Raw genomic sequence first — 24,642 nt, 5'->3', positions numbered from 1 at the left:
CGGGCCTTACGATTTCTGCGGACGAGCGAAATGTCCTCGGAAACGATTGAATACCAAAAAAACTGAAAATGCAACCTTGCCAGAACTGATTGAATCAGGAGTGGGCAATGGAGAGTGCCATAAACGCGCAGTTTCAAACAGTATCGATGCCTCCATGTGTCGTTGTCTAATTCACGTTGAGAAGACGTTAAGGGCTGGCTTTCGACTTTTCGATTTGTGCAACGCAGATACTCGCGCAAAGCTTTTGCGGCCATAGTCCGTGCAAACTGCTATCTGAAACATCCCGTCGCAAAAAGAAGGTGCGATCATTTTGTGTGTACGGAGTGCGATTGGCTTGACATACGTGCTACTTGGCTTTTGATTTCGCTACTTCCGTTACCGCTTCAAGAGATTTCTCGAAAAGAGTTATTGGTGCTCTGCCGAGCTGTATCGTATTCGGCGAAAAGCTTTCCATAAACTTAATTGCAGTCTGGACGTTGCCGCCCGATGCTTCGAGGGCGACCGCTTGAGCTTCGTACAATTCGGCCAGTTGAGCGTAGTAGCGCATGAACATCACGGAAATCTGGATTGCGAGAATGACGAATGCCACGGCGCCGGCCGAAAAGGCTATCGTCGCGATCACAGGCGCATAGTCCTTTTCCGACGTCTCCCGCTTATCGGCTGGACTAGCCTTCTGCAGCTTTTCGTAGATTGTCACGAGCTGGTTTATATCGTTCACGCGCGCGTTCGCGTCCTGCGGTGGAAGCAAGGGGCTTGGAGTGTTCGAAACGATTTTTCCCGCACGATCGTACTTTAGAATCGGCTCGGGGTAAATCTGATGAAGCAGAGATTCGATGCGCGGGAGAATGAGCAAGCGCGGCGAGAGAGGCTCTTCTTTTTCTTGGTAGCGGTACATGGCGGCTTCCATATTCAGTTGGGCTTTTTCCATCTCTTCGCTTGCACTCGCATGCGTCAGCCGAAGGAAGATAAAGCTTGCAGAAAACGTGATCACCATTGTCACGATGAAAGCAACAACGCTGAGACTCCTGCGGGAATGTTTTGCGCGGATCCTTAGTTTCTGAATTGCTAGGGAGAAGTCCACCTCGGCGGGTTCCGATGATTGGTCGGGCTTCCTCGTTCGCCGGCGAAATGTCGAGATGTTTGCGACTTTCATGTTTAGGCCCGTTTTTGTCAGAAGATTGTGGTTCGGCGTCTTTGAGCGTAGAAGATGGTTCGAAGAGCAGGCGTGCACATTCTGGAAAGTAAATCACAATTGTCCGGTTGACAGATGTTCAAATGAGGTTCGTATTGAATGTTCCGCTAGGTCTCACTTTTTTTGAAAAAGCACGTGACACACGTTGCTTTAGAATCGACGCGCTACTGGTGCGGGTTTGATGCTAAGCCGACGTGATGGATCTGCGGGTGTCATGGGCATCAGGGAAGTGTCAAATATGCACCCGGTTACGAATCCAATCCAAATGACGCCCGCTCGGGACGCATTCAGCCTGTTTCCTAGGCCGGAGTTCGACTGCAAACCGGAAATCTACTTCGCGACATATTTCTGAATTTAGATGTTGAATCGAGGCGTGTCTATGAATCGCGACCCAACGACTTGCAAGGTGATGGTGGGGTGAAGCGAAGCGTTGCGAATAATTTACACAATCCTCCCTGAGACGCGTCCCCGGCGAGGAGCGGGCGAGGGGGCGAGGGCGTCACCGTGACCACGGATGCTCCGGGTCGGTGGGCGTGCCATTGACGTCGCAGCCGCGAGGACGCGTGCCGTTTTCCTTTGCGGTCTTGCGTGCGTGGCAGTCGTGGCAAAGCGACTGGAGGTTCGCGTCGGCGTCGGTGCCGCCTTCCTCAAGCCGGATGATGTGATCCACTTCGGTTGCCTCGGTGACGTGACTATGACGCAGGCACACTCTGCGCAGAGCGATGGTGCCGAAGCTGACGTGCACGGATAACCCTCCACCTGCTCCCGACCGTGCGAGGCGTAGGTGCGGACATGGTCTACGATCGGGTAGTAGGGCGCGGCGAGATGCAAAAACAAAAGGCCCGGACAGTTACCTGACCGAGCCTCTTGAATCCTTTGGACGAGCGAAACGTCCTCTAGATGGATTCAATACCAGAATGCTGAAAAACGCAAGCACAAGGGAAATGGCTCATTCGCTAACACGATGTTCCACCCGCATCAAGAATTGCTTGGCATTGTCTTGCCTTGCGCAGCGCTTGTTCCGTCGTCAGCTTGTCCAGTTCTGCCTTGTCCTTACTAATGCCCGCGTCGCGGATGGATTTATATGCGCTTGTCGCATCCGGTGCGGCGCCGGCGAACGCCGCGGCGACGTTGGCAGCTCGCGCGTCTGAAGTCCATGTGAATTCTGTGACTCTGCCGAACTTATCTAACTTTAGACCGACGACCCGGTTCTCGCCGAAGCCAGCGGAGATGCAAAGCGGACGGCCTTTCGGCGATAGCTGGCTGGCATAAAGGTCAACCGAAACCTCCTTCTCGACTTTCCGATCCTTCATCGACGAAGTGAACTTCATGGTCACGGGAACAGCGTCGGGCATCCAAATTGATTGATCGCAATTTCCTGCTATCGTGCTATCGGTGATCGATGCGGGTGGACTAGCGAGGCTTGCCTCTATGCCGAAGCTATGAGCGACTTCCGTTTGCGCATCCGTATCATTCAGGATGGCGGCCATGTTATTCATTGGCTCAGGGTCGAGTAGTTCATCGAGTGGTTTGAAGCCGAACGGAACATCATAGGTTCCTTTGTCGGCGACGACCTTTGGGTCAACGGTAGCAGTCAAGTCGCGGTGAAGCGCCTCCTTCAGGCTAGCAATCATTGAAGCAAGAGCATTGATCTTCTTCTGTGTGTCGATGGCCGACTGTCCCTTTCCGCTAGTCAACGAAGCTTGTTTGACATCAGCGAGCTCCCGCTTCGCATGTTGGAGCTGTTGCAGGGCACTACGTGTATCTGTCTTGCACGTGAATTTCACGTTGCCAGTATTTAGATCGAATAACGTGACCCCACCGACCACCGTACTAATCAATTTGACCGCGCTGCCTAAGATGACCGTACCCTGATCCGTCGCCGTCATGTTGACGGATGAGATGACGCCGTTGTCATCGACATCGATGGTGAGCCCGCGCTTTGTCACGCTAGACAATAATTGAGCACCATCGATGCGGTGCCTCGATGTTGTGTCAGCGCTCGCCACGGCATCAGCCTTAAGCGATAGTTCGACTTCGACCTTCGGGTCGCATTGGGTCACATCGACGCCGAGTGTGACTTTGACATCGGTCCTTGGGAAATGATAATCGATTCCTGCTGCGCTACCAGGATCGGTGGATGTACAGGCGTGTAAAAGTACGACAATCGGCGCAGCCAAAGCAATTCTCATCATGGCGGGTTCCGTCGTTATTGACTTGGTATGTGCGCACTCGGGATCTGAGCGCCTTAACAGCGATCGCCTCGAATGCTGTTTGCTATTCCAGTCGATATACGCGTTCAGCGGTTTTGACAAGTTTCACGCGCTTGTTGTGTGGGGTGACCAACAAAGCATTGAGTCGCGTCATCGAACTGCTAAGGAGAGATCCAAACCCTTTCCCCGTATCCGGACTGTGTGTGGCGCTGGGCAGTCACATGACAGTGACGCCGAGTCGGTTGCGGCTGCGGGGAGGGAAGTGAAAGGCGCAGCAGTTACCTGAGCGGGCCGTCGAGTTTTGCGGACGAGCGAGACGTCATCGAGGACGATAGAGCACAAAAATCGAGGAAGCACAACCCGTTTCGTGGGTCGCCAGTGCTTGCATCACTGCACTGAGTTGTAGTGGCGAAATAGCTACAATCCGGTAGTCGAAAAAAACGTGCGGGAAAGCGTCGTCTTTCCCTGTGTTATTCACCACAATGCTTTCATGCCTGGATATATAGATATGGACAACACTTCGAGCACATCGTCCGTTAGCACGAACATAAGCAACAAATTGATCAAAGGCTATATGAGCCCTGGTGACAACTGGCATCTCAACGCATGCGTTGGCAGCAACACTGGGTCTTCAGATAACTCATATGGATACGCCGAAGGGTTTAAGGCTGCTGCCGAATTGATGCTGAGGCTCTTGAACGTGGATAAACCAGCCGCAGCTGACGAGAATTGGGGATCAGACCTGCTAATCGATACTCTCGTCTATCCGATCTGCTATTCCGCCCGACATCATGTAGAACTGGCACTGAAGCGAGCCGTTCCACGGGCTTGGAGAATCTTCAAGATGCGATCGCCGAACGACTCGCACGGCCTATCAGAGCCGCGTCAAAACGAACTCACGCATAGCGTACTTGACGTATGGTCGAACCTCGACGCAATCTGCGAAAAAACCGCAGATCCGAGGCTTAGTGTACTCGTGAAAAACCTAAAGCCGTACGTCATTGATATAGATCAAATTGACAGATCTGGACAAACATTCAGGTATGCGTCGAATGCCGAAGATTCAAGTGCTCATTTAAGCGGTACATCTCATATAAATCTCCAGTACTTCGCGGAAGGATACGCAGAAGTGTGCGCACTACTTGAGGAGCTACAGCTGCGCCTCAACGCTCTGGTCGTTGAATATTCTATGGGCAGCTTTACAAGCAAGCTGAATCGCGATCAGCTTGTGGAGATCGCAAAGCTGTTGCCGCCTCGCGATCAATGGGGAAGTCCTTCGTTTGATGAGGCCAGAACGAATATTCGCAGCTCCTACCAACTTTTGTCCAGGGACTTTCAAAAAGCTTGCGACATCATTCAGGAAAAAAGAGCACTCGCCCGCTTTATCGGCAAGTCTATCCCGATCGACGCTCTAAAGCGGGACACCTTTGTGCGCCTGCATAGCGCCTCGACCGGATCTCAGGGCGCCTTGGCGTCCCTGGATCTCGAGGAACGTTCAGCAGTCTTTGGGCTCTTGCAGGTCGGTTCGCCTACCGTCTATCCGGAGCAGTTCGAGTCATTCTTGATACCTCGACCGACCGACGAGGATGCTGCTATTCAGTTCGATCTCGAACGAGCACCCGATTATCTAGCAAGGCGCGTCTCTGATCGGCCCGACCTCGTTGAGCGCGCGCTTTCCGTTTTAGGACAAGGTGATCTGCTGAGCGATTTCCGCGGCGTTTATGCGCAAGAGTTGGAAGATTTGAGGATAGCTCGTGAGTCTTGCGAAGAGATTGATTTTGCAGAACTCTTCAGAAAGCTGCGTCACAAAAAGGGCGCAGAGGGCAGTAGTTCTGTCAGTTCGTAGAGGCAACCTTGTACGTCCAGCCTCCGCGCGCTGATTGGCTTATTTGACAGCGATCGCTGTACAACTAGTTCGCGCGCGGATGTTATGGGCGGTGTCGATGATGGCCGAGCGTACGAAAACTTGAAGATATTGGCGGCTACGACACCGGGATGCCGTTTGTGGCCCACGACCGCGGCCACCTGAGTGAACATAAGTCAACTAAAAGGATGTGCTTTGATGGTTGAAGCGACCGCCACAAACAACTGGGACTTGGGATCGGATCTGCCGCTAATTGACCCCGCAAGTGATGAATTTGGGTACGCGCCGTTCGCTTCCCAGCTCGGTAAGGCCATAGTCGAAAACAGCAATCCGCAAGGGTTAGTTCTAGCCGTTCATGGGAAGTGGGGCAGTGGAAAGTCTAGCCTCATGAACTTTATCAAGCATGACCTTAAAGAGTTGCCGGAGAGCGCTCGGCCAATCTTGATAGATTTCAACCCTTGGTGGTTCGAAGGTCGGGAGCAGATTGCCACGCAGCTTCTTGAGCAGTTCTCCGCGCAGTTACCGGACAGACTGAAGCATGTTCGTACGCTTGCCAAACTTGTCGCGACGTACTCCAAGCAGATCGCTTCGGTTGCCGCAGATTACTCCGGGACGTCATGGATAAAAGGTCCCTTGTCGTGGGCGCTTGGAAAAATTCCAGGACTGAAGTTTTTGACCGAAAAGACGGGCGTGCCGCAGGTAAAAAAGAAAGTCGCTGCCGCTTTGAAGGCAAGCGGCAAGCGCTTTGTTTTTTTTGTAGATGACATTGATCGACTCACACCGGACGAGGCAAGAGATCTGTTCCGCGCGATCAAGGCACTGGCCGATTTTCCAGAGGTCGTCTATGTTCTTTTCTTCGATCGCGATGAGGTCGCCGACGCATTAAGCTCCTCGCTGAAAATGAACGGTGAAGCGTACCTTGAAAAAATCATCCAAGCCCCATTTCATTTGCCCGCTGTCGACAAAGGTAGATTGCAGCTCAAACTGTTCAAGGGTCTCGACGCGATTCTCGAATCGCGACCTATGCCGTTTCCATTTGATCAGAGCCGCTGGGTAGAGGTGTTTTCCAACGGGCTCGACAGATGCATCGAGAAGCCTAGGGATATCGTCCGTGTCCTAAACGCGATTTCGGTTGTGTACCCGCCGCTCGCTGGTGAGGTTAATCCTGTAGATCTGATCGCGCTGGAGTTTCTGCGTTTATTTGAACCCTCGGCTTATGCAAGTATTCGAGATGGTAAAGAATTCTTTTGCGGGCGTCCGACGAACGTCGATTATCGGAAGGATGCGGAGAAGAAGAGCTTCGAGAAATGGAAGCAGTCTTTGCCCGAAGAAAAAAGGGAGAGGGTCGTGTCGTTGGTGGGCAGGCTATTTCCCAAAGTAAACCAAATACTTCGTGATTCTTGGACATCGTCAGGAGGACGAGAAGAAGAGTGGAGAAAAGAGCTTCGACCGTGCAGTCCTGAATGCTTCGACGTGTATTTTCAGTTTGGCGTCCCACAGGGACATGTCACGCGAGCCGAACTGGAACGTCTTGTGAACAGTGATACTTCGGAAGAGATGGCTGCTTTGCTACGAGACTCGAAAGATTTTATCTTTCCTGACGGCCATTCGAAGGCTCGAGATCTAATCGATCGTCTCCATGATTTTGACGACCTCGATGCAGCGCAAGCATCCAAGTTGATCACTGCCCTCATCTCTGTATCGGACGTCTTGCTACGTCGAGACGACGAGCGCGGCTTTCTTACGTTTCCGAATCGTTGGCGAATCATCTTTTTGATAACCGCGCTGCTGGAGCGAATTGAATCGTCAGATCGACAGAAGTTGTTAATGAGTCTCGCGGAACAGTCGCCAGCCCTAACGGGACTCGTGTTTCTTGCTGACCTAGCACTAGACGCAAAAAAAGATCCAGCAAAGGCGCCAAAGGGTTTGCTTGATCTCGAGGAAGGCTTTCCGGAATCTCTTGCGGCCAAACTCGGATCGAGACTCAATCAAGCTTCTCTCGAAGAACTGTTGTCTATGGGCGAGTTGGATCACCTCGTTGATCGATGGAAGGTATGGGGAGATCCCGATCGAATGCGAGCTATTTTCCAACCTGCAGTCGATGACGATCGTTTGTTACTCCTGCTCGAAAAGTTCCTAAGGACGGGATCGAGTCAGACGGGGAAGAAGTTCTCTGAAACCTACCATCTTTCGATGGCGACGCTAGGTGCGGTGATGAACCTGGAGGAAATTGAGCCTCGAATTCTCTCCCTGCAAGCCCGAAACGACCTGACTGTTCGTCAACGGGCTGCGATCAATCGATATCTAAAAGGCATGCAACGGATCAGAGAAGGCAAAGATCCAGATGGGTTCTATCTCGACGACGCGTGGTCTGCTGGCTAGCCTAAAAAGATCACATCCTAACGGACCGGATGTTGTATGTCGTATATACCCGGATCAAGAAGGCCACGCTGGATCAACTGCGGTTCGAGCACCTCTTTCGCGCGCTGATAGTCGGCATCCTGCGTTGCTGGCCAGCGCGGGTTGCGACATACCTCAACACCGGCAGCAAGGTTGAGCATGGCAATGTTGACGGCGACGCGCAGGCGCTCATCGAGCGCGAGCACGAGTGGATCGATCACGCGGGCGTGGCCTTCGATGATACGCCGATCGACTTCATCGTTGAGGTCGTCAAGGTCCATCCATTGCCTGCTGCTCTGGAAGCCCCCAAGGCCAGCATCACGCGGATAGCCGGGAACGAGTTCCCATCCGAGGTTCCACTCGTGCCAGTCGAGCAGCAGGCGATCAATGGCGTCCACGTTCGACCTCCCTGGCAAAAGCGATCGCCGCACGATGTGCGCGAACGTAGCTGGCGGTGGGGTGCGTATCGGTATCCATGCCGTAGCGATACGAGCGACCTATCCATGCTCGCAGGCTGTCGGGCAGCGCACGCCAGTGAGGTTTGCAGCCCCACAGGTCATTGCCGACGATCGCCGTGCATCCTGGCCAACGGCAGCGGTGGCTCATGGTTTCGCGTCCTGGTGCTTCGAGACCATGTGGCGCGCGAGATTGACGAACGTGCGATTGCAGCAGGGACACACGCCTGCATTCACGCGCCGCTCGATGCGCTTCTTCTCGCGCTGCACGCGCGCGACCTCGTCGACGAGGTCGGTGTTGCGCCGGTTCGCCTGTTCGAGCAGTGCGCGCAAGCGATCGGCTTCGGTCTGCGCGAAGTGCTGGCGATGGCCATTCGGGCAGAAGAACCAGTCACCACTTTGACGAAGCTGGTTCTTCAACTGATCGGGCATGGCGAACACGACACCGCACGAGCAGCAGGTGATCGTTGATAAGGCGATCTGATGCTGGATGGCGTAGCCCATGTTCACGCTCCTTTGGGATGTTGAAGCGTCGGGTCTGCGGGCGGGCCACCGACGAGCGCCGAGCGTGCGATGCGCGCGATATCGGTCATGGTAAGCGCGCTGGTGGTGTGCTCGGCCATGTCGGCAATCGTGGCGAGGGCCTCGCGCATACGATCGTTGTCGTGAGCGAGGTGCGATGCGCGCTTGTGATCATGCAACGCGCGGGTCTTCAACTGGTTGCGATTCATTTTTCGATCATTGCAAACGGGTCAGTGGAGTCGAGCAGCGCCAGTTGCATCTGCTGCGCGTGAAGCGGCTCGACGACGATATGAGCGCGTGGGTTCGTGCGATCGATGCCATGCAGGATCACCTTCTGCCGAACCTGCCGGTCATTGCGATAGACGCCTCGATGCACGAGCACCTTTTTTTCGCCGGTGCCACGTTTGACCCAGTCGTAGCGGTCCTGCAGGCAATCGAGGATCACGCTCTCGTCGAGATCGGGCCGCTCGCTCGCGTACCAGATACGGATTGCGACACGCACCGGACCTTCGAGGCGCTGGCGGGCCTTCGGTGGAACCTGCTTGAGAACGGTCGTTTCGTATTCGCGCGCGGCTTCGCTCTTGATGGACATGGGGCGCGTGACGAGTTCGCCGGTCGTCTTGCTGTGGATCTTGCGCGGAACAATCTTCCGCGAGTTCGCCTTCGAGGCGGGCTGCCCGTAGATCGTGAACTCGATTCGCATGGTGCTCATCCTCATTCGTCGTCGCTGCCGGGTTCGCGCTCGTGGCGCATCGTGCCGTGGGTGATCTGCCACAGCTCGATTGCGGCCTTCGCGCAGTTGATCTGCTGCAGCGTCACGTGCTCGCCGCGCTCGGCCCGCTCGACCAGTCGGTGTGCCCACGCGATGCCGTTGCAAGGCGCGCCCGGATCACGCAGGATCGATTGCGCAACCTCCCGCACCTTTGCAAGCTGCTCGCGTGCCTGCTCGGGCGACGTGCGGTTCTCCGCTGTGAGCACGAGCGGATGCTGCTGGTGCATGGTCGACGGCGGGTCGCATAGCGCGATGAACTCGGGCAGCGTCGGCGGATGCTTTGCGTGGAATAGCGCTGCGATGCCACGCTGAATCGCTTCGCGCGACAGGCCGCGCAGACCCTCGGTCCACGTCACCTGCATCTCGTCGACGTCGACGCCTTCCCACATGTCGAGGAAACGCGCGCCGTAGACCTGCATCATCTTTCGCCACAGCCATGCGCCGCGCGATTCAGTGCTTGACGTCGACGACATGGACGTCCTCCGGTGGCAGATCAACGATCGACTCGTCAGGTGCATGCGGCACGAAGCCGAACGCCTCAGCAGTCTTGCGGCGTCGATCCTGCCGCGAGACGGGGCCGGCATTGCGCACCGGCAGCGGCGCGTTCTCGTCGTAAGCCATGAACTGATCGATGTGCTTTTCGTCGCGCAGGATCAGTTCGATCGAGTTGAACGGCCTGCCGCGATCGTTCGTGCCCATATGCCATGCGTCCTTGGAGCAGCCACGAATGGCCCTGCACAGGTCGGCTGGACTGTGCGCCTTGAGCGCGGTCGAGATCAGCCGCCTGCGTTTGTCGCTCAGACCCGAGCGTGGCGAGCGCATGCGCTCCTGCCAGTACGCAAAAATTTTGGCGATCTCGTCGTGTCCGTTCGCGTGGTCGAGCGTCGTCGCGTGCGACGAGGTCGACATATGGTTTTGACTCTCTTCCTGTTCCTGTTCCTGTTCCTGTTCCTGTTCCTGTTCCTGTTCTCCACGCGCGCGCGACTTCCCGATAGTCTTTCGGGAAGGCTTATGCCTAGTCTCCCCGAAAGCCTGCGCGAAGGCTTCCTTATAGCCTTCTCCTAGCCCGCAGATAAAGGCTCTGAGCGCTTCGCACGCGCGCCACTTGAGATCACATTCGGGCAGCTTTTCCCACTCGGCCAGCCACGACAGCACGACATTCGGTGACTGCGGTTTGTTGTACTCGACAGCTTTCGGAACCCATACCATTCGCGCGTCCCAGTCCACCTCGCAGAGGCCTTGCGACAAGACTTCCCCCAAGGCTTTATCGAAGTCTTCGAAGGTCCAGCCAAGTGATTCGGCCATCGCGGCGCGACCGCTTTCGAAAATGCCGGGAATCGGCCCGGTGTGAGGTCCTGTGAGCAGATACACCCACAGGCCCTGTCCGCACGCCGGGATCGGTGAGAGCTTGCGGAACTTCTCGTCGCCCCACATGCGCATGTAGATCGTGCGAAAGCGACCGCGCGCCTTGTTCGGGTAGTTCATAGGCATGATCGCGCTCCGGCCTACTCGCGATCACACGGCAAGCGCCGCACCTTCATCAGGTTGCGCGCCATCATCTCGCGCTGTGGATCCACATGGGAGTCTGCATAAAGCCACTCGCGACCGTGGGTATGTCCCGGGTCGACAATCGAATGGCGACGGCATGCGTCGAGCACGCCGTGGGCGCGTAGCTCGCGGGTCGCTGCCAGCCATGCATCGCGGCCCGCAGCAGGCGAGGCCTTAATCTCGAAGCTGATCCTTACGTGCTTATCCATCGTTGTCTCCGGTTAGACGCCGCGCCGCTCACGGTTTGAATTTGCGAACGTGGCCCATCTGCTTTTCGAGGAAAGCTGCGATCTCGGCGGCGTCGAAGTTCTTGATCCACTTCCGCGCCATAACGGGCTTCCTGTGCTTGGCGAGCGCGCGATTGATCGCGGTGCGCTGATCGGGAAGCGCATGTCCGAGGACGCGGCGACGGGTGGCCGATGGAAGATCGCGCATGGAGAAAGCGTTCGGCAGCGAGGCGCAATGATCGAAAACCGCGTCAAGCAGATCGTCGGGCAGTGCCTTCGCACGCTGGTAATTGCGCTCAGACACGCCGAAGGCGTCCAGCACCAGCACGCGGCCCTCGTGCGTGCGTGTGACGCGGTCAGGCATCGAAGGGTCGAGCCGGCTCAGCCACTCCGGACGGCTCGCAAACAGCGCCAGCATGCGCACCGCCTGCACCGCACATTGCTGCTTCGACAGACGGGCGGCAGCCGTATTCGCGATGACCATCGCGGGATGGCGATCGCGTTCCTGGTAGCGCACGCATGGGCAACGCAGGCCGTCCCGAGCGGCGGCGGCGACGCGCGCACGACCATCGAACACCCGACCGTCGAGAAGCACGATCGGATTCCTGATTTCGCCGCGCACGTCCACCTTTGTGCTGACCGGCGCAAACTCGCTGAGAGGGTGTGTTTCCAGCGAACCCACCTCAGCGCCCTCGAGGTAAAAGATATCGGCGTGCAATTTAACTGTCCTCGTATCTAGATATCGGGTTAAGCGTTCCCCCGGTTTTGCTTTTTAAGTCCAACGTGATACTTTTCGCTCGTCCTCTCTCCCGGTTAACAAACGGGAAGGCTCAAAAGACACCGGAGTTAGCTCCTCCGGTGTCTTTCTTTTCAGGACAAAAGGCGAAAGAAAGCCCACGCCTAGTCAATTACTTGGCACTGAAACCCGCTTTATTCGAGTAATTAGGAGATGCCGGGTCCCTCAATCAGAGGTGTTTAAACCTCGACCCCGCTCTCGCTTTCTGAGGTGACGCTGAGTTGCCTTCTCAAGCTCCTCAACCGAGACCTGCCCTTCGACCGCCGCCGAAATGAGCGGGGCCATGTGGAGTGGCACGACCGTATCGCGGGTGAACCACATATCGATCCTGCCCGACGTGCATGGCTCGTAATGACGCAGGCGACGCGCAAGCTCGCGCCGCGATCCACAGATCGCGATCGCCCTCTGCAGCGGCTCTAGCTGCTGCGGCACACGACTCACCTTTCGACCGAAACCCATTTCCGCTGGCCTCCAGACCGTGGACGTGAGGGAAACGTCAGGTGAGTGTAGACCCTTGATGCGCCCGTTGCCAACATCGACTTTTGTGTCAAGTAGCGGCGACAAGTAGAGTAAACCCGATCAGGGTTTTTCTTCTGGGTGGCGAAGCGCTGGCGAAGTTCGTGGCGCGCAGATGGCGAACTGCTGGCGAGAATTTCCTCCTGGCCCTTACGGCACAAGACATTCTCAAATCACTTAATAAACGATATCGCGAACTTAATGCAGACACAATATTCCACTCGTTAATCCGCACTGTCGACATAACGCCCCTTGCGAAGAAAAATCGAATGGCTACGATTAATCGAAATTGCGATCCCGCTTAATCGAAAAATACAAAAACGCGAGATAGCCGATTGAAGTTTTCAAATTTCGTGGCGAGGCAGTCATGGATGAAACCGCGGTGGATATCGACACGTGGCTTGACACGCTGGACCTGAACCTGCGAATCCTGAACCGGCTCGGTTCGGAAGGCATCCTGCGCGTGCGAGATCTGCGTGCGTGTCGCGCGAGTGACCTGCGCAAGTTCCCCGGCATTGGCCCGCGATCGATCCGTGACATTCAGCACGCGATGCATCAGGCCGGTCATACGCTGCGCGCGGAGGAGGCGTGATGAACTGCTATCGTTTCACGAGCCGCTCACCGTTCAGCTATCGCGCGATGCTGCGCTCGATGCCGAAGGCGCTGCGCCGCAGGTGGTGGTCGATGCGCTGGCGCTATCCCGAGCCGCGCGTCGCGATTAGGCGCATGCATGGCGATGCCGGGTGGCATGCATGAACACGCCACTCATGATGGCGACGCTACCCACGATCAGCGAGGCGCGCCTGCCCGACACATACCAGCACGCGGTCACCGCGCTGGAGCAGGCCACCGCGATCGACGAGTGCCAGTCGTGGGCCGACAAGGCGATGGCGCTCGCATCCTATGCACGACAGTCACGCGACGACCGGCTGCACAAGATGGCAATCCGCATTCAGGCGCGCGCCACGCGCCGGTGCGGCGAACTGCTCGCGAGCGTGCCACGCAATCCGGGCGGTAGCCCGACGCACAAAGCTACTCGGGCAGGCGTCAATCCAAGTAGTCCTTCGAGCGAATTCGTTACAGACGGCTTGAAGCGCGTCGATGGAATTTACGCGGCTGGTCACGATGCCAACATGAGCACGGGACAAATCAAGGCTGCGCTGCGTGTTGCTGCCGTGCCGAAGGCTGACTTCGAGCGGCAGGTCGAGAGCGACGCGCCGCCGACCGTGACAACGCTCACGCAACAGGGAAAGAAGGTGCGACCGCTGGTCGACCTTGAAGGCATCGACCCCGCCGACTTTGCCAGCGCGACGCAGGCGCAAGGCGCGCTCAACAGGCTGGCCGACTACTGCGCCGCACACGATCCCGCGCGCATCGCACGCGCGTTCAAGCCGCACGAGCGGCAGGCCCTGCGCGATCGCATCGCGGTCATTGATGCGTGGCTCGACAGGTTCGTCGTCAATCTGCCGGAGTAGCAAGCATGTTCAACGCGAACGACCTGAACTGTGAGATCGATGAAGTGATCGAGGCCACGGTGGGAAAGAAGCCCCCCGACTGGATTACCGAGGTCGTCATGCAACGGCATAACCAGCCCGATGGTGAGGACCGGGATTTTTACCTCGTGTGCGCACGCGGGTATGTGCGCTCGATGGTCGGCAAGCGGCTCGGTCGGGCGAAGCTGTCGACCGCGATCGTGCCCGACGAGCAACTGGTGCTGCCGGGTTTCACGCGCGTCCAGAAGGAATATCTGATCGAGGAAGAAGGCGTTACCGTTTCGATCCCGATTGACGATATGACCGACGAGCAGATTGCGGAGAAGGAAGCCGAACTCACCGTAATGGGCACCGGTTGCTTCGAGCATGCTGCCGAACTGCAGCGTTACCGGCTCGCACGCGCGGCCTCGCGCGAGCAGGGAGCACAGTCATGAACGCGCGCGAAGAGTGGCTCGAACAGCGCAAGACGGGCATCGGTGGTTCCGACGCCGCCGCTGCGCTGGGGCAGAGCCCGCACATGACCGCGCTGGAGCTTTATCACATCAAGCTCGGCACTCCGTTCGCACCGCGTGATACGGACGACGAGCGCACTGACTTCGGCAGGCTGATGGAAAACGTGATCGCGGCGCAGTACGCGCGGTGCTTCGACGTGAAGCTGCGACGGCGCAACGCGATCATCCGTCACCCGAAGCATCCGTGGATGCTCGCCAACGTCGACCGGCTGATCGAAGGCAAGAAGCGTGGCGTCGAGATCAAGAATGTCGACAGCATCGCCTATCGCTTCAACGACGAATGGGGTGAGCCAGGATCGGATCAGGTGCCGACTGCCTACCTGCTGCAGACGGCGCACTACATGGCCACGCTCGACTATCCCGAGTGGGACCTTGCCGCCTGTGTCGGTGGCAACCGGCTCGTGGTCTATCACCTTGTGCGCGATCTCGAACTCGAGGAAATGCTGGTCGAGGGCGAGCATCGGTTCTGGCAACACGTCGAGAAGCGCGAGCCGCCCGAACTCGACTTCAATCACGCCACCGCGATCGGTTTCATGAAACGTCTGTATCACGGCACCAATGGCGAAACGATCCGCCTTCCGGCCGAGGCCGAGGCCATGCACTACGCGAAGCTCGATTTCGACGAGCAGGAAAAGCTCATGAATGCCGGCTCGGACGCGGCGCGTGCGCGGCTGTTGCAGATGATGGGTCAGGCGAGCGTGGGCCTGCTGCCGAACGGCGGTGGCTACACGCGCAAGGTTATCGACCGCAAGGCATACGAGGTGGCGGCGATGCGGTACATCGACTTCCGCTTTTCTGCAAAGAAAGGAGCAACGAATGAGTGATCTCGTCGAGTCCCCGTTCGGCGGCGGCCCGCGCAAGGATGTCACCGAGTCGGCCGGCGCGCGGCAGGACCAGAGCCGCGAAATGGCCGAAATGCAGGTCGTGTTCATGATGGCGCAGCGCTTCCCGCGTGATCCCGTCAAGGCAATGGACCGCATCCTGAACGCCTTCACGCGCACCACGCTCGCGGAGAAGAGTCAGTACCAGTATGCGCGGGGTGGCACCGACATTCGCGGCCCGTCGATCAAGGCAATGGAGGCGATCGCCGCAGAGTGGGAAAACGTCGATGCTGCATGGCGCATCCGTTCACGCGGCGTCGACGCCCGCGGTATCCCGTACTCCGAAGTCGAGGCGGTCGCGGTCGACATGCAGACTCGCACGCGCAAACGCATCGGCTTCGTTGTTTCGCACTGGCGCGACACGAAACAGGGGGGCTACGCGCTCAAGGACGAGCGCGACGTCTACGAGTTGTGCGCAAACATGGCGCAGCGCCGGGTGCGTGCGTGCCTCGAAGCCGTGATACCGGGCGACGTGGTCGACGCGGCGATGGCGCAGGCCGACGCGACGCTCAAGGCGAGGGCCGACACCAGCGCCGAGGCGATGGGCAAGATGGTCGAGGCGTTCGCGCACTTCAGCGTCACGAAAGAGCAGATCGAGAAGCGCATCCAGCGCAGGCTCGATGCGATCACGCCCGCACAGGTGGTCAGCCTGAAGCGTATCTATGCATCGCTGCGGGACGAGATGAGCGAGGCGTCGGAATGGTTTGAGACGGGTAGTGAGGAAGCGGCTGAACCGGCTGATGCTGATGGTGCGCCGCCAGACGGCAAGGGGGGCGGCACCGCTGCCGTCAAGAGTCGCATGAAGGCGAGTGCGAAGAAGAACAAAGGCAGCGACGAGCGCATGGTTACCTATGCCGAGGTGGCCGATGCGCTGAACGCTGCGACCGGCCCCGACGCTGCAAACGAAGCGGCAGACCTCATCCGGTATGTCAAGGACCAGAAGCAGCGAGTCGAACTCGAAGGACTGTTCCGCGCACGAATGGCCGAGTTCGAGGGAGCGCAGTCATGAAGCCCGGCGTCAAGTCGATCGACGCGCGCTGGAACGACTTCTCCGCGCGTCACATCGCCTATGCATCGCCCGCGGTCGTGCATGACCTGCGTATCGCTTTTTACGCGGGCTTTAAGGCCATGCTTGATGCGAACCTTGAGATCGCCGAACTCGACGAGGCGAGCGCGGTGCTCGAACTCGAAGGGCTTCACATTGAGTCGCACCGTTTCGGCGCTTCGCTCTGATCCGCACCATGATCGCGAGGAGAACCCGATGATCGCGCTACAGAAGCATCCCGTACAAATTCTGCGCCTGAACGTCAGAAGCGAACTGCATGGCGACCAAGAAAAGACCGCCGTTGACATCAAGCTCGGTTTTGATGTGCCGAACCGCTATCTCGACTCGCTCGCCTTCGGGCTGCGCGGTGCACTCTATTCGCCGCCTGACGACCGGAACATGCCGGTGCCGGGGACCGATGACGATCACCTCACGCATGTGCGCTATCCGCAGCTCGGCACGCTCAGGTGGGCCGGTGAGTTCGAGTCGGTGAGCCTGCACCTGCATCTTGGCAACGGACGCGGCAAGGGCGACCTGTTGTTCATCGAGTCGAAGTTCGGCAAGCTCACGGTCACCCCGAAGGAAGGCGGCACTTGCGCCTGCGTGGCGCGTGCGCAGGTGCTTCCCACACCAGACGAAACCGCAAAGCTCGTCGGCCTGCTCAAGCACGAGGTGCCCGCTACGGTCGACATGACGAACGCGTTCTACACCGACGAGTAGGACGACCATGACTGAGCCGAGCCGCCCGCTGCCGCCGATCGCCCGCGCGGTCGTTGCGCTGATCGGGCTGGCGAGCCTCGGGCTGATTAGCCTGATGATCATCGGTTCGTTCGCGGGTATCGTGGCAATCGTGCGGTGGCTGTTCGCGGTTCTCGCAGTTTGCCCCATAAATTAAGGAGTCCAATATCATGCGAATCACTACCACTATGCTACCGCTCCTGAGCGCGCAGGACGTCTTCGATATCGTGGCCACCGCCATGCTCCGGCAGAACGCGCGCGCCACCGCTGACGGCGTGAAGTGCATGTACCGCGCACCGGACGGGAAGCGTTGCGCGATCGGCTGGCTGGTACCTGACGAGGTCTATGAGAAGTCGCTTGAGTTCTTCGGCGTACGCGACATCGCTGTGCGTTTAGCCACGGAAAGCGGCGACGCGGGACGCTTCGCACGCTTCCTTTACATCCACATGCCTTTGCTACGCGACCTGCAGGGCATGCATGACGCGAACCTGCCCGCCGAATGGCCTCAGACGCTGCGTGAGATCGCATATGCCTTCCGCCTGCACGCGGATGTTGTCGACGTCCATGCACGCCTTAAGCCGGTGCCGGTCGTGAAGCCTACGCGCCGCCAGATCATGCGGCTCGTTGCGCCAACGTATCTGTTCGATCTCAAGAAGCTCAAACCCGTTTCGAAGGGAGTCGACTATGGCTGCGCGGAACGTGAAGTGACGTGTGAATCTTAGGGTGCCCGAGCCTGCGTCCGTATTCGATGCGGTGAGCGTCGAAAAGCGAGGGCGACTATTTCGGCATTGCGAGGCATGCAGAGAATCGCCTGTATGAAAAGTATGGGCGGATGGTGTAATTGTGTACGACGGGACCAAGTGATGCGTCTACACGTGGGGCGAGCCTGCCGGCTCCGGAGGAGCACGCTGCCGAACGGGATCACACCCGAGGGAGAACGGAGATGCGAGAGGATCAGATCGAACATGACCCGGAGAGCGGGCCGATACTGAAGCACTCGATTGTCAGCGCCCGAGCCTGGGACCGTTACGTCTTTATGGACGAGCGCGGTCAACCCGCCACGCTGGCTATCATTGACCGAGACGGCAACGTGCTGGACAGTGGCCCAGAGGTCGCACGCGAGATTTGGAATATTGCGATTCTCGCGTACCGTCGCTATCTGAAGGGCGAGACCTTTCGGACGATCATATCGTCGCCCGACGGGCTCTTTCAGGAAAAGGGCCGCTAGACCCTGAGATCCAAATCCAAACGTGTCGCGACGACGGTCGAGCAGTTATCGGATTCAGTCCGGCGAGGAGACCTGAAGTCCGTCGTCGATACTCGGGCCAGTGGCAGCCGTTCGCTGACGTCCGCGTATGGTCATTCGAGCGGCGGTTCAACCTTGGCAAGAGACACTGAAATGGCCGGGTGTCGTGCGATAGCGAAGGGGCGGCATCGATTGGATGGTCGATCGCATCGGGGCGGGGTGGCCGTGATAATGAGGCAGTTATCTCGGCTTGGCTGCCGCCTTGCGATTGGTTGCGTTCACGATACCTTTCAGCGGGCGTCTGGTCATGCTGAAGGAAGATGGCAATTAAAGCCCCCCGGTGGGGAAGTAAAGAACGGCGAAATGAAGGGGTAGATAATTAGGGCCATAGTATACCCTTCATTTCGGGACATTTTTTTAGCTAACCAATTACTCGATTAACGGGGCGGCCGGTCGGGTGAGCACCGGACGCGCGTCCGGCCGTTCCGCTCGTGTCAGCGCGCGTGGATTGCGCGGACGCGCAGGGATCGGGTAGGGTGACGGCATCCATAACAACCAGCAGGAGCACCCCCATGAACAAGCAGGACCTCATCGACGCGGTCGCCGCTGAAACCGGCGCGAGCAAGGCCGCCGCCGCCGACACCCTCGAAGCACTGATCGGCACCATCACCACGGCCGTCACGCAGGGCGAGACCGTGCAGCTGATCGGCTTCGGCTCGTTTTCGACGGGTCAACGTGCCGCGCGGACGGGCCGCAATCCCGCCACCGGTGCGGAAATCCAGATTGCCGCGGCGAGGACGGTGAAGTTTACGGCGGGCAAGGCGTTCAAGGATGCGGTGAACGGTGCCTGACGTGGAGCATCCCACTTGGCTTCGTCTGTCCGCCACGGTTCGTGACGTGCGTGCGTTTGTTACCCCTACTGAGGCGCAGATCATCGTGACGGTTTTCGAGACAGCACGGCGTTGGCGATAGGAAAACGGAGAGGTGGCTCCGGAAATTCGGACAGATCATTGAGTGGAAAAGCTGGGGCGTGAGCCTGGCATAATGCCGGCAAAGGAACCAGAAGATGACGAAACGAAACCGACGGACACACTCACCGGCATTCAAGGCAAAGGTGGCACTAGCGGCGCTCAAGGGCGACAAGACGCTGGCAGAGTTGGCCCAGCAATTTGATGTCCATCCGAACCAGATCACGGACTGGAAGAAGCAGTTGCAGGAGCGAGTTGCCGATGTGTTCGACGCGGGCAACGCGACCCCAGCTGCACCGCCAATCGACGTGAAGGTGTTGCACGCGAAGATCGGACAGCTGACGTTGGAGAATGATTTTTTAGAAAGCGCGCTCAGCAAGGCGGGACTGCTGGGCGTAAAGCGATGATCGATCGTGATCACGCCCTGCTGGTGGCGCAGCAGGTCCGGCTGTTAGGCATAAGCCGCTCGAGTGCCTATTATCAGCCGCGTGGGGTCAGCGAAGCGGATCTGAAATTGATGCGCCGGATTGACGAGCTTCCCCTCGAGCATCCATTTGCCGGGGCGCGAATGTTGGCACGTCCACTGCGTCGCGAAGGTATCTCAGTCGGACGCAGGCACGTCGGCACCTTGATGAAGCGCATGGGCGTCGAGGCGTTGTATCGCAAGCCAAATACGAGCCGCAAGCATGCAGCCCACAGGATCTGGCCGTACCTGCTGCGCAACCGGAAAATCGATCGGGCCAATCAGGTCTGGGCGCTCGATACGAGCTATATCCCGATGGCGCGGGGCTTCGTCTATCTGACGGCCGTCGTGGACTGGGCGAGCCGCCGGGTGTTGGCGCACCGGGTGGCGACCACGCTGGAGAGCTGCCATGCTGTCGAGGCGCTGGAGGAAGCATTTGCGAAATACGGGCTGCCTGAGATCGTCTACACGGATCAAGGAAGCCAGTTCACTGCAGCCGAATTCACCGACGCGGTTCTCGGCCGGAAGGTTCTCCTGTCGATGGACGGAAAAGGTGCCTGGCGTGACAACGTGTTCGTCGAACAGGTGTGGCGCAGCGTCAAATATGAAGAGGTTTATTTGAAAGCGTACGACTCGGTAGGTCACGCGCGTCGATCAATCGGCAATTACCTGAACTGGTATAACCAGAATCGACCTCATTCGAGGCTAGCCGATCAGACGCCGGATGAAGCATGCTTCGCCACGCTGCCAGCGATAAAATCGGCAGCTTGATTCCCCCAACAATTCCACTTAAAAATCTCGGAACCCTGTCCGAACAAGCGGCGCCACCTCTAGGCGCACTGGCCCGAAGGGCCGGGAAGGTCTTGGAATAAGGGATTGAGCCTGTCTCGAATGTGGCGCGTATCACCAGTGCGGCGTCAATGCGGCAGTGAACATTCTCGCGGCGGGACGTCGCCGTCTTGCAGAAGGAATCCCCGTCCTTTCCGCGCCATGCGCGGCAGCCGCAGGCTGAGGGCGGGGAGGGCGTCAAGCCTCTGCAAATCGGCGTTCAACGAATGTCCGGCTTCATTCTGCTGGCGTTTTCAATTCGATCAACAGGTCCTTTGCTGCAACGCGTTCACCCGGCTGCACATGCACGCTGGCGATCTCACAGTCGCGCTCTGCGGCGATATGCGTCTCCATCTTCATCGCCTCCAGTGCGATGAGCGTACTGCCCGCCGACACGCGCTGCCCCGGTTGAACCGGCACGGTTACGATCAGGCCCGGCATCGGTGCGGCGACATGCAAACGATTTTCCGGGTTGGCGATCGGGCGGCTCTTACGTGTTGGCCCCGTCTGCGCAGCATTACGTTGCTCGATGACGGCCGTGCGCGACTGACCGTTCAGTTCGAACTGGACCTTCACCACCCCTTCGTCGACATCTTTGTGATGTCCCTGCAGCGACACAAGCAGCGTTTTTCCGGCGTCGATATCGATGCCAACTTCTTCTTGCGGTTGCAGGCCATACAGGAACGCAGCCGTAGGCAGTGCGGAAGTGTCGCTGTACGAATGCAGGTGGGCATAGTAGTCGGCCGTCTGTTTCGGATACATCAGGTACGAAGCGAGCTGACGGTCATCGAGCGGTTGTTCGCAGGCTACCGCGCCCTGCGCGCGCGCCGCTTCCAGATCGACTGCCGGAAGCTGATCTCCTGGACGATATGGCACGGGCGGGTCGCCCCGCAGCACCTTGCGTGACAGCTCCGCTGGAAATCCGTCGGGGGGGAACCCAAGTTCTCCCTTGAAAAGGGACACCACTGATTCAGGAAAAGCAATTTCCTTCGCGGGGTCGCAGACATCAGCAGCGCTCAGATCGTTGGCCACCATCATCAATGCCATATCACCGACCACCTTAGAGGTCGGCGTGACCTTTACGATGTCGCCGAACGCCCGGTTGATGTCGGCGTACGCGCGCGACACCTCTGTCCAGCGATGCTCAATTCCAAGCGATCGTGCCTGCTCGCGCAGGTTCGTGTACTGGCCGCCCGGCATTTCGTGACGGTAGACGTCGGCCGTGCCGGCCTTGATTTCTGATTCAAATGGTGCATAGTACCGGCGCACGCCTTCCCAGTACGTCGACGCCTCGTGCAGCCGCTCAAGACTGAGCCCGGGATCACGCTCGGTCCCTGCCAGTGCAGCAGCAATACTCGACAAGTTCGGTTGCGACGTGAGGCCGCTCATCGCATCGAGCGCGCCGTCCACGGCATCGCATCCGGCATTGATCGCGGCGAGTGCCGAAGCGGCCGAAATGCCGCTGGTGTCGTGCGTATGGAAATGGACGGGCAGGCCTGTCTCCTCCTTGAACGCCTTCACGAGCGCCGCAGCAGCGTGGGGACGACAGATGCCCGCCATGTCTTTGATGGCCAGAATGTGCACGCCGGCGCGCTGTAATTCGCGGGCGATCCCGACATAGTATTTGAGGTTGTACTTCGAGCGAGAAGCGTCGAACAGATCGCCTGTGTAGCAGATTGCCCCTTCGCACAGCGCTCCGCTTTCCCGTACAGCGTCAATTGCGACACGCATATTGCTCACCCAATTGAGCGAATCGAACACGCGAAACACGTCGACGCCAGCATCCGCCGCCTGCTGCACGAAAAAGCGAACAACATTATCCGCGTAGTTCGTGTAGCCCACGGCGTTCGAGCCGCGCAGGAGCATCTGGAACAGGATGTTAGGCACGCGCTCGCGCAACTGCGCAAGACGCTGCCATGGGTCTTCCTTGAGAAAGCGGAGTGCCACGTCAAAAGTCGCTCCGCCCCAGCACTCCATCGAAAACAGCTCCGATAGCCCTCCGGCATAGAACGGAGCGATCGGTAGCATGTCGGCCGTGCGCATTCGCGTGGCAAAGAGCGATTGATGCGCGTCGCGCATCGTGGTATCGGTAAGTAGCACCCGCTTTTCGTCCAGCATCCAGCGCGTAAATCCTTCAGCGCCCAATTCTTTAAGACGATCTCGTGTACCCGCAGGTATAGTACCGACAGCGGCCAATTTTGGTTGCACCGGTTGCGGTAGCGGCAACGTGGGCAATGAACGGCCCTTCATTTCCGGGTGTCCGTTGACGCACACTTCACCAAGATAGCGCAGCAGCTTCGAAGCGCGATCCCTGCGTTTCGCAAAAGCGAGCAGTTCCGGTGTCAGGTCAATGAAGCGCGTCGTTAGTTCGCCTCGCGCAAAAGCGGGATGATTGATGACATTCTCGAGAAATTGAAGGTTCGACGCGACACCGCGAATCCGAAACTCGCGCAGCGCGCGGTCCATCCGCCGGATTGATTCAGCTGCCGTCGGCGCCCAAGTCGTCACTTTGACAAGCAGTGAATCGTAGTACGGCGTGATAACTGCTCCGCTGTATGCTGTGCCGGCATCGAGACGGACACCAAATCCTGATGCTGCCCGGTATGCGGTCAGCCGTCCGTAGTCGGGCAGAAAGCCGTTTTCAGGGTCCTCTGTCGTGATGCGACACTGAAGGGCATGGCCGTTCAGAGGGATCTCCGCTTGTGCTGGCACGCCCGCTGCACGTTGTTCGACCACACCATCTTGGTCAAGGACGTCGTCCACAAGTCCTATGGCCCCGCCCTCAGTGACGCGGATTTGGGCCTTGACGATATCGACGCCGGTAATGACTTCGGTTACCGTGTGTTCGACCTGGATGCGCGGATTGACTTCGATGAAGTAGAACTCGCCTGAGTCTGCGTCCATCAGAAACTCAATCGTCCCTGCATGCGTATAGCCGACAGCGCGCACCAGACGCAGTGCCGACTCGCAGAGCACTGCACGGGCGCCGTCATCGAGATACGGCGCTGGAGCCCGCTCCACGACCTTCTGGTTGCGCCGCTGAACAGTGCAGTCGCGTTCATAGAGATGCACTAGGTTTCCGTGTGTATCGCCCAGCACCTGCACCTCGACGTGGCGGGCATTGCGCACAAGCTTCTCCAGATACACCTCGTCGCTACCAAACGCGGCTAGCGCCTCCCGTCTGGCTCCGACGATCGCTGACTCAAGCTCGAGTTCACTTTCCAGTACCCTCATGCCGCGCCCACCCCCGCCCCAGCTTGCCTTGAGCATCAGTGGATAACCGATTTCGACCGCAAGTCGCTTACATTCGTCGAGTTCTCGAGGAAGGGGGGGCGAGGCAGGCATGACCGGAACGCCCGCAGAGATAGCAACGTTGCGTGCAGCCACCTTGTTCCCAAGCATGCGCATGACTTTCGGCGACGGTCCGATCCAACGTATGCCCGCATCGATAACGGCTTGTGCAAAATCTGGATTCTCTGAAAGAAAGCCATAGCCCGGATGTATGGCATCGACTTTCGCCAACCGCGCAATACGCAGAATGTCATCTATATCAAGGTATGCGGCTAAGGGCTTTTTCTCCTCGCCCACCAAGTAGCTTTCGTCGGCCTTGAAGCGATGAAGCGCGAGGCGATCTTCCTTTGAGTAGATCGCAACAGTGCGGATGTCCATCTCGGCGGCCGCACGCAATACGCGAATCGCGATCTCAGAACGGTTGGCAATCAGCAACGATCGGATTGGAGATTGGTTCATGATAAGCACTGTTTGTTTGGACGCAAACTACATCTACGCGTCGCGCGGCATTAGGCAGGCGATTGATCGACGGTCTCAAAAGCCACTCAGGATTACAATGCGAACGGGACGGAAAACCCCATTAAGCGGATGCCGCGTGAATATAGGGAAAGCCCCGGGCACTGGTGGCACGAGAAACCCGCGAACACCACTGCACTCAAAATCTAGTCGACG

The 24,642-nt window shown here is 58.2% G+C and carries 27 protein-coding genes; 15 read left to right on the top strand and 12 right to left on the bottom strand.

Annotated features, from left to right (window positions below; translation table 11 throughout):
- Nucleotides 1-346: 346 nt before the first annotated feature.
- From G3N95_RS24235 to G3N95_RS24225, 3 genes are all read right to left on the bottom strand, one after another.
- Nucleotides 347-1,153: a hypothetical protein gene (locus G3N95_RS24235; protein WP_205972606.1), complete on the bottom strand. Its 807-nt coding sequence runs from the start codon at nucleotides 1,151-1,153 to the stop codon at nucleotides 347-349.
- A gap of 538 nt (nucleotides 1,154-1,691) precedes the next feature.
- A complete protein-coding gene (locus G3N95_RS40625; protein WP_346778396.1) occupies nucleotides 1,692-1,937 on the bottom strand; it encodes an HNH endonuclease signature motif containing protein in 246 nt (81 codons plus the stop codon).
- Nucleotides 1,938-2,148: 211 nt separating this feature from the next.
- Entirely contained in the window at nucleotides 2,149-3,387 is a 1,239-nt protein-coding gene (locus G3N95_RS24225) for a hypothetical protein (protein ID WP_205972605.1), read from the bottom strand.
- A 526-nt stretch (nucleotides 3,388-3,913) separates the two neighbouring features.
- Between G3N95_RS24225 and G3N95_RS24220 the strand changes: the two genes are divergently transcribed.
- Together G3N95_RS24220 and G3N95_RS24215 are read left to right on the top strand one after the other, a co-directional pair.
- On the top strand, nucleotides 3,914-5,251 hold the full coding sequence (locus G3N95_RS24220; RefSeq protein ID WP_205972604.1) for a hypothetical protein: 1,338 nt from the start codon (nucleotides 3,914-3,916) through the stop codon (nucleotides 5,249-5,251).
- Nucleotides 5,252-5,467: 216 nt separating this feature from the next.
- Nucleotides 5,468-7,651: a P-loop NTPase fold protein gene (locus G3N95_RS24215; protein ID WP_205972603.1), complete on the top strand. Its 2,184-nt coding sequence runs from the start codon at nucleotides 5,468-5,470 to the stop codon at nucleotides 7,649-7,651.
- Nucleotides 7,652-7,668: 17 nt separating this feature from the next.
- Here G3N95_RS24215 and G3N95_RS24210 read toward each other — a convergent pair whose 3' ends face one another.
- The 8 genes from G3N95_RS24210 to G3N95_RS24175 form a co-directional block, all read right to left on the bottom strand.
- A complete protein-coding gene (locus tag G3N95_RS24210) occupies nucleotides 7,669-8,067 on the bottom strand; it encodes a hypothetical protein (protein ID WP_205972602.1) in 399 nt (132 codons plus the stop codon).
- Nucleotides 8,068-8,271: 204 nt separating this feature from the next.
- The gene (locus tag G3N95_RS24205) at nucleotides 8,272-8,628 is read right to left on the bottom strand and encodes a hypothetical protein (protein WP_205972601.1); all 357 of its coding nucleotides are present in this window, start codon (nucleotides 8,626-8,628) and stop codon (nucleotides 8,272-8,274) included.
- Between the two features lie 2 nt (nucleotides 8,629-8,630).
- Complete coding sequence (locus G3N95_RS24200; protein ID WP_205972600.1) at nucleotides 8,631-8,855, bottom strand: hypothetical protein; 225 nt, start codon at nucleotides 8,853-8,855, stop codon at nucleotides 8,631-8,633.
- The gene (locus G3N95_RS24195; RefSeq protein ID WP_241018868.1) at nucleotides 8,852-9,358 is read right to left on the bottom strand and encodes a RusA family crossover junction endodeoxyribonuclease; all 507 of its coding nucleotides are present in this window, start codon (nucleotides 9,356-9,358) and stop codon (nucleotides 8,852-8,854) included. Before G3N95_RS24195 ends, G3N95_RS24200 begins: the two co-directional genes overlap by 4 nt.
- Before the next feature lie 2 nt (nucleotides 9,359-9,360).
- Nucleotides 9,361-9,891: a hypothetical protein gene (locus G3N95_RS24190; RefSeq protein WP_205972599.1), complete on the bottom strand. Its 531-nt coding sequence runs from the start codon at nucleotides 9,889-9,891 to the stop codon at nucleotides 9,361-9,363.
- On the bottom strand, nucleotides 9,869-10,852 hold the full coding sequence (locus G3N95_RS24185) for a hypothetical protein (RefSeq protein ID WP_205972598.1): 984 nt from the start codon (nucleotides 10,850-10,852) through the stop codon (nucleotides 9,869-9,871). The genes G3N95_RS24190 and G3N95_RS24185 overlap by 23 nt, the downstream gene beginning before the upstream one ends.
- A 71-nt stretch (nucleotides 10,853-10,923) precedes the next feature.
- Nucleotides 10,924-11,175 (bottom strand): hypothetical protein, encoded by a 252-nt coding sequence (locus G3N95_RS24180; protein ID WP_205972597.1) that lies wholly within the window; start codon nucleotides 11,173-11,175, stop codon nucleotides 10,924-10,926.
- 28 nt (nucleotides 11,176-11,203) lie between these two features.
- The gene (locus tag G3N95_RS24175) at nucleotides 11,204-11,911 is read right to left on the bottom strand and encodes a hypothetical protein (protein ID WP_205972596.1); all 708 of its coding nucleotides are present in this window, start codon (nucleotides 11,909-11,911) and stop codon (nucleotides 11,204-11,206) included.
- A gap of 961 nt (nucleotides 11,912-12,872) precedes the next feature.
- Here G3N95_RS24175 and G3N95_RS24165 point away from each other — a divergent pair.
- From G3N95_RS24165 to G3N95_RS24105, 13 genes are all read left to right on the top strand, one after another.
- Nucleotides 12,873-13,097 carry a DNA-directed RNA polymerase subunit alpha C-terminal domain-containing protein gene (locus G3N95_RS24165; protein WP_205972594.1) on the top strand — a complete coding sequence of 75 codons (225 nt, stop codon included), beginning with the start codon at nucleotides 12,873-12,875 and terminating at the stop codon, nucleotides 13,095-13,097.
- Complete coding sequence (locus G3N95_RS24160; protein WP_205972593.1) at nucleotides 13,097-13,261, top strand: hypothetical protein; 165 nt, start codon at nucleotides 13,097-13,099, stop codon at nucleotides 13,259-13,261. Before G3N95_RS24165 ends, G3N95_RS24160 begins: the two co-directional genes overlap by 1 nt.
- Nucleotides 13,258-13,980: a hypothetical protein gene (locus G3N95_RS24155; protein ID WP_205972592.1), complete on the top strand. Its 723-nt coding sequence runs from the start codon at nucleotides 13,258-13,260 to the stop codon at nucleotides 13,978-13,980. Before G3N95_RS24160 ends, G3N95_RS24155 begins: the two co-directional genes overlap by 4 nt.
- Nucleotides 13,981-13,985: 5 nt before the next feature.
- The gene (locus G3N95_RS24150) at nucleotides 13,986-14,432 is read left to right on the top strand and encodes a hypothetical protein (RefSeq protein ID WP_205972591.1); all 447 of its coding nucleotides are present in this window, start codon (nucleotides 13,986-13,988) and stop codon (nucleotides 14,430-14,432) included.
- Entirely contained in the window at nucleotides 14,429-15,334 is a 906-nt protein-coding gene (locus G3N95_RS24145; protein ID WP_205972590.1) for a lambda-exonuclease family protein, read from the top strand. Before G3N95_RS24150 ends, G3N95_RS24145 begins: the two co-directional genes overlap by 4 nt.
- Nucleotides 15,327-16,400, top strand: coding sequence for a hypothetical protein (locus G3N95_RS24140; protein ID WP_205972589.1), 1,074 nt, complete (start codon nucleotides 15,327-15,329; stop codon nucleotides 16,398-16,400). The genes G3N95_RS24145 and G3N95_RS24140 overlap by 8 nt, the downstream gene beginning before the upstream one ends.
- Nucleotides 16,397-16,624 (top strand): hypothetical protein, encoded by a 228-nt coding sequence (locus G3N95_RS24135; protein WP_205972588.1) that lies wholly within the window; start codon nucleotides 16,397-16,399, stop codon nucleotides 16,622-16,624. The genes G3N95_RS24140 and G3N95_RS24135 overlap by 4 nt, the downstream gene beginning before the upstream one ends.
- A gap of 28 nt (nucleotides 16,625-16,652) precedes the next feature.
- On the top strand, nucleotides 16,653-17,156 hold the full coding sequence (locus G3N95_RS24130; protein ID WP_205972587.1) for a hypothetical protein: 504 nt from the start codon (nucleotides 16,653-16,655) through the stop codon (nucleotides 17,154-17,156).
- Between the two features lie 7 nt (nucleotides 17,157-17,163).
- Nucleotides 17,164-17,331, top strand: coding sequence for a hypothetical protein (locus tag G3N95_RS24125; RefSeq protein ID WP_205972586.1), 168 nt, complete (start codon nucleotides 17,164-17,166; stop codon nucleotides 17,329-17,331).
- 13 nt (nucleotides 17,332-17,344) lie between these two features.
- Nucleotides 17,345-17,896, top strand: coding sequence for a hypothetical protein (locus G3N95_RS24120; RefSeq protein WP_205972585.1), 552 nt, complete (start codon nucleotides 17,345-17,347; stop codon nucleotides 17,894-17,896).
- Between the two features lie 221 nt (nucleotides 17,897-18,117).
- Complete coding sequence (locus G3N95_RS24115) at nucleotides 18,118-18,402, top strand: hypothetical protein (protein WP_205972584.1); 285 nt, start codon at nucleotides 18,118-18,120, stop codon at nucleotides 18,400-18,402.
- Nucleotides 18,403-18,968: 566 nt separating this feature from the next.
- Nucleotides 18,969-19,271: an HU family DNA-binding protein gene (locus G3N95_RS24110; RefSeq protein ID WP_346778398.1), complete on the top strand. Its 303-nt coding sequence runs from the start codon at nucleotides 18,969-18,971 to the stop codon at nucleotides 19,269-19,271.
- A 215-nt stretch (nucleotides 19,272-19,486) separates the two neighbouring features.
- Nucleotides 19,487-20,622, top strand: a protein-coding gene (locus G3N95_RS24105) for an IS3 family transposase (RefSeq protein WP_205972582.1) whose coding sequence is annotated in 2 segments (ribosomal slippage) — nucleotides 19,487-19,742 and nucleotides 19,742-20,622 — 1,137 coding nt in all. Because the reading frame shifts where the segments join, the coding sequence is not laid out codon by codon here.
- Between the two features lie 294 nt (nucleotides 20,623-20,916).
- Here G3N95_RS24105 and G3N95_RS24100 read toward each other — a convergent pair.
- Nucleotides 20,917-24,429, bottom strand: coding sequence for a pyruvate carboxylase (locus G3N95_RS24100; RefSeq protein ID WP_205972581.1), 3,513 nt, complete (start codon nucleotides 24,427-24,429; stop codon nucleotides 20,917-20,919).
- Between the last annotated feature and the right edge of the window lie 213 nt (nucleotides 24,430-24,642).

Origin of the sequence: Paraburkholderia sp. Tr-20389 (assembly GCF_017104565.1) — a bacterium.
Classification (GTDB): Bacteria; Pseudomonadota; Gammaproteobacteria; order Burkholderiales; family Burkholderiaceae; genus Paraburkholderia.
The sequence above is the reverse complement of the archived record's forward strand: the minus strand, read 5'-3'. Positions and strand labels throughout refer to the sequence as shown.

Coding starts and splice junctions, on each gene's coding strand:
- G3N95_RS24235 (WP_205972606.1), bottom strand. CDS start 1,153: ATGAAAGTCGCAAACATCTCGACATTTCGCCGGCGAACGAGGAAGCCC.
- G3N95_RS24225 (WP_205972605.1), bottom strand. CDS start 3,387: ATGATGAGAATTGCTTTGGCTGCGCCGATTGTCGTACTTTTACACGCC.
- G3N95_RS24220 (WP_205972604.1), top strand. CDS start 3,914: ATGGACAACACTTCGAGCACATCGTCCGTTAGCACGAACATAAGCAAC.
- G3N95_RS24215 (WP_205972603.1), top strand. CDS start 5,468: ATGGTTGAAGCGACCGCCACAAACAACTGGGACTTGGGATCGGATCTG.
- G3N95_RS24205 (WP_205972601.1), bottom strand. CDS start 8,628: ATGGGCTACGCCATCCAGCATCAGATCGCCTTATCAACGATCACCTGC.
- G3N95_RS24200 (WP_205972600.1), bottom strand. CDS start 8,855: ATGAATCGCAACCAGTTGAAGACCCGCGCGTTGCATGATCACAAGCGC.
- G3N95_RS24195 (WP_241018868.1), bottom strand. CDS start 9,358: ATGAGCACCATGCGAATCGAGTTCACGATCTACGGGCAGCCCGCCTCG.
- G3N95_RS24190 (WP_205972599.1), bottom strand. CDS start 9,891: ATGTCGTCGACGTCAAGCACTGAATCGCGCGGCGCATGGCTGTGGCGA.
- G3N95_RS24185 (WP_205972598.1), bottom strand. CDS start 10,852: ATGTGGGGCGACGAGAAGTTCCGCAAGCTCTCACCGATCCCGGCGTGC.
- G3N95_RS24180 (WP_205972597.1), bottom strand. CDS start 11,175: ATGGATAAGCACGTAAGGATCAGCTTCGAGATTAAGGCCTCGCCTGCT.
- G3N95_RS24165 (WP_205972594.1), top strand. CDS start 12,873: ATGGATGAAACCGCGGTGGATATCGACACGTGGCTTGACACGCTGGAC.
- G3N95_RS24160 (WP_205972593.1), top strand. CDS start 13,097: ATGAACTGCTATCGTTTCACGAGCCGCTCACCGTTCAGCTATCGCGCG.
- G3N95_RS24155 (WP_205972592.1), top strand. CDS start 13,258: ATGAACACGCCACTCATGATGGCGACGCTACCCACGATCAGCGAGGCG.
- G3N95_RS24150 (WP_205972591.1), top strand. CDS start 13,986: ATGTTCAACGCGAACGACCTGAACTGTGAGATCGATGAAGTGATCGAG.
- G3N95_RS24145 (WP_205972590.1), top strand. CDS start 14,429: ATGAACGCGCGCGAAGAGTGGCTCGAACAGCGCAAGACGGGCATCGGT.
- G3N95_RS24140 (WP_205972589.1), top strand. CDS start 15,327: ATGAGTGATCTCGTCGAGTCCCCGTTCGGCGGCGGCCCGCGCAAGGAT.
- G3N95_RS24135 (WP_205972588.1), top strand. CDS start 16,397: ATGAAGCCCGGCGTCAAGTCGATCGACGCGCGCTGGAACGACTTCTCC.
- G3N95_RS24130 (WP_205972587.1), top strand. CDS start 16,653: ATGATCGCGCTACAGAAGCATCCCGTACAAATTCTGCGCCTGAACGTC.
- G3N95_RS24125 (WP_205972586.1), top strand. CDS start 17,164: ATGACTGAGCCGAGCCGCCCGCTGCCGCCGATCGCCCGCGCGGTCGTT.
- G3N95_RS24120 (WP_205972585.1), top strand. CDS start 17,345: ATGCGAATCACTACCACTATGCTACCGCTCCTGAGCGCGCAGGACGTC.
- G3N95_RS24115 (WP_205972584.1), top strand. CDS start 18,118: ATGCGAGAGGATCAGATCGAACATGACCCGGAGAGCGGGCCGATACTG.
- G3N95_RS24100 (WP_205972581.1), bottom strand. CDS start 24,429: ATGAACCAATCTCCAATCCGATCGTTGCTGATTGCCAACCGTTCTGAG.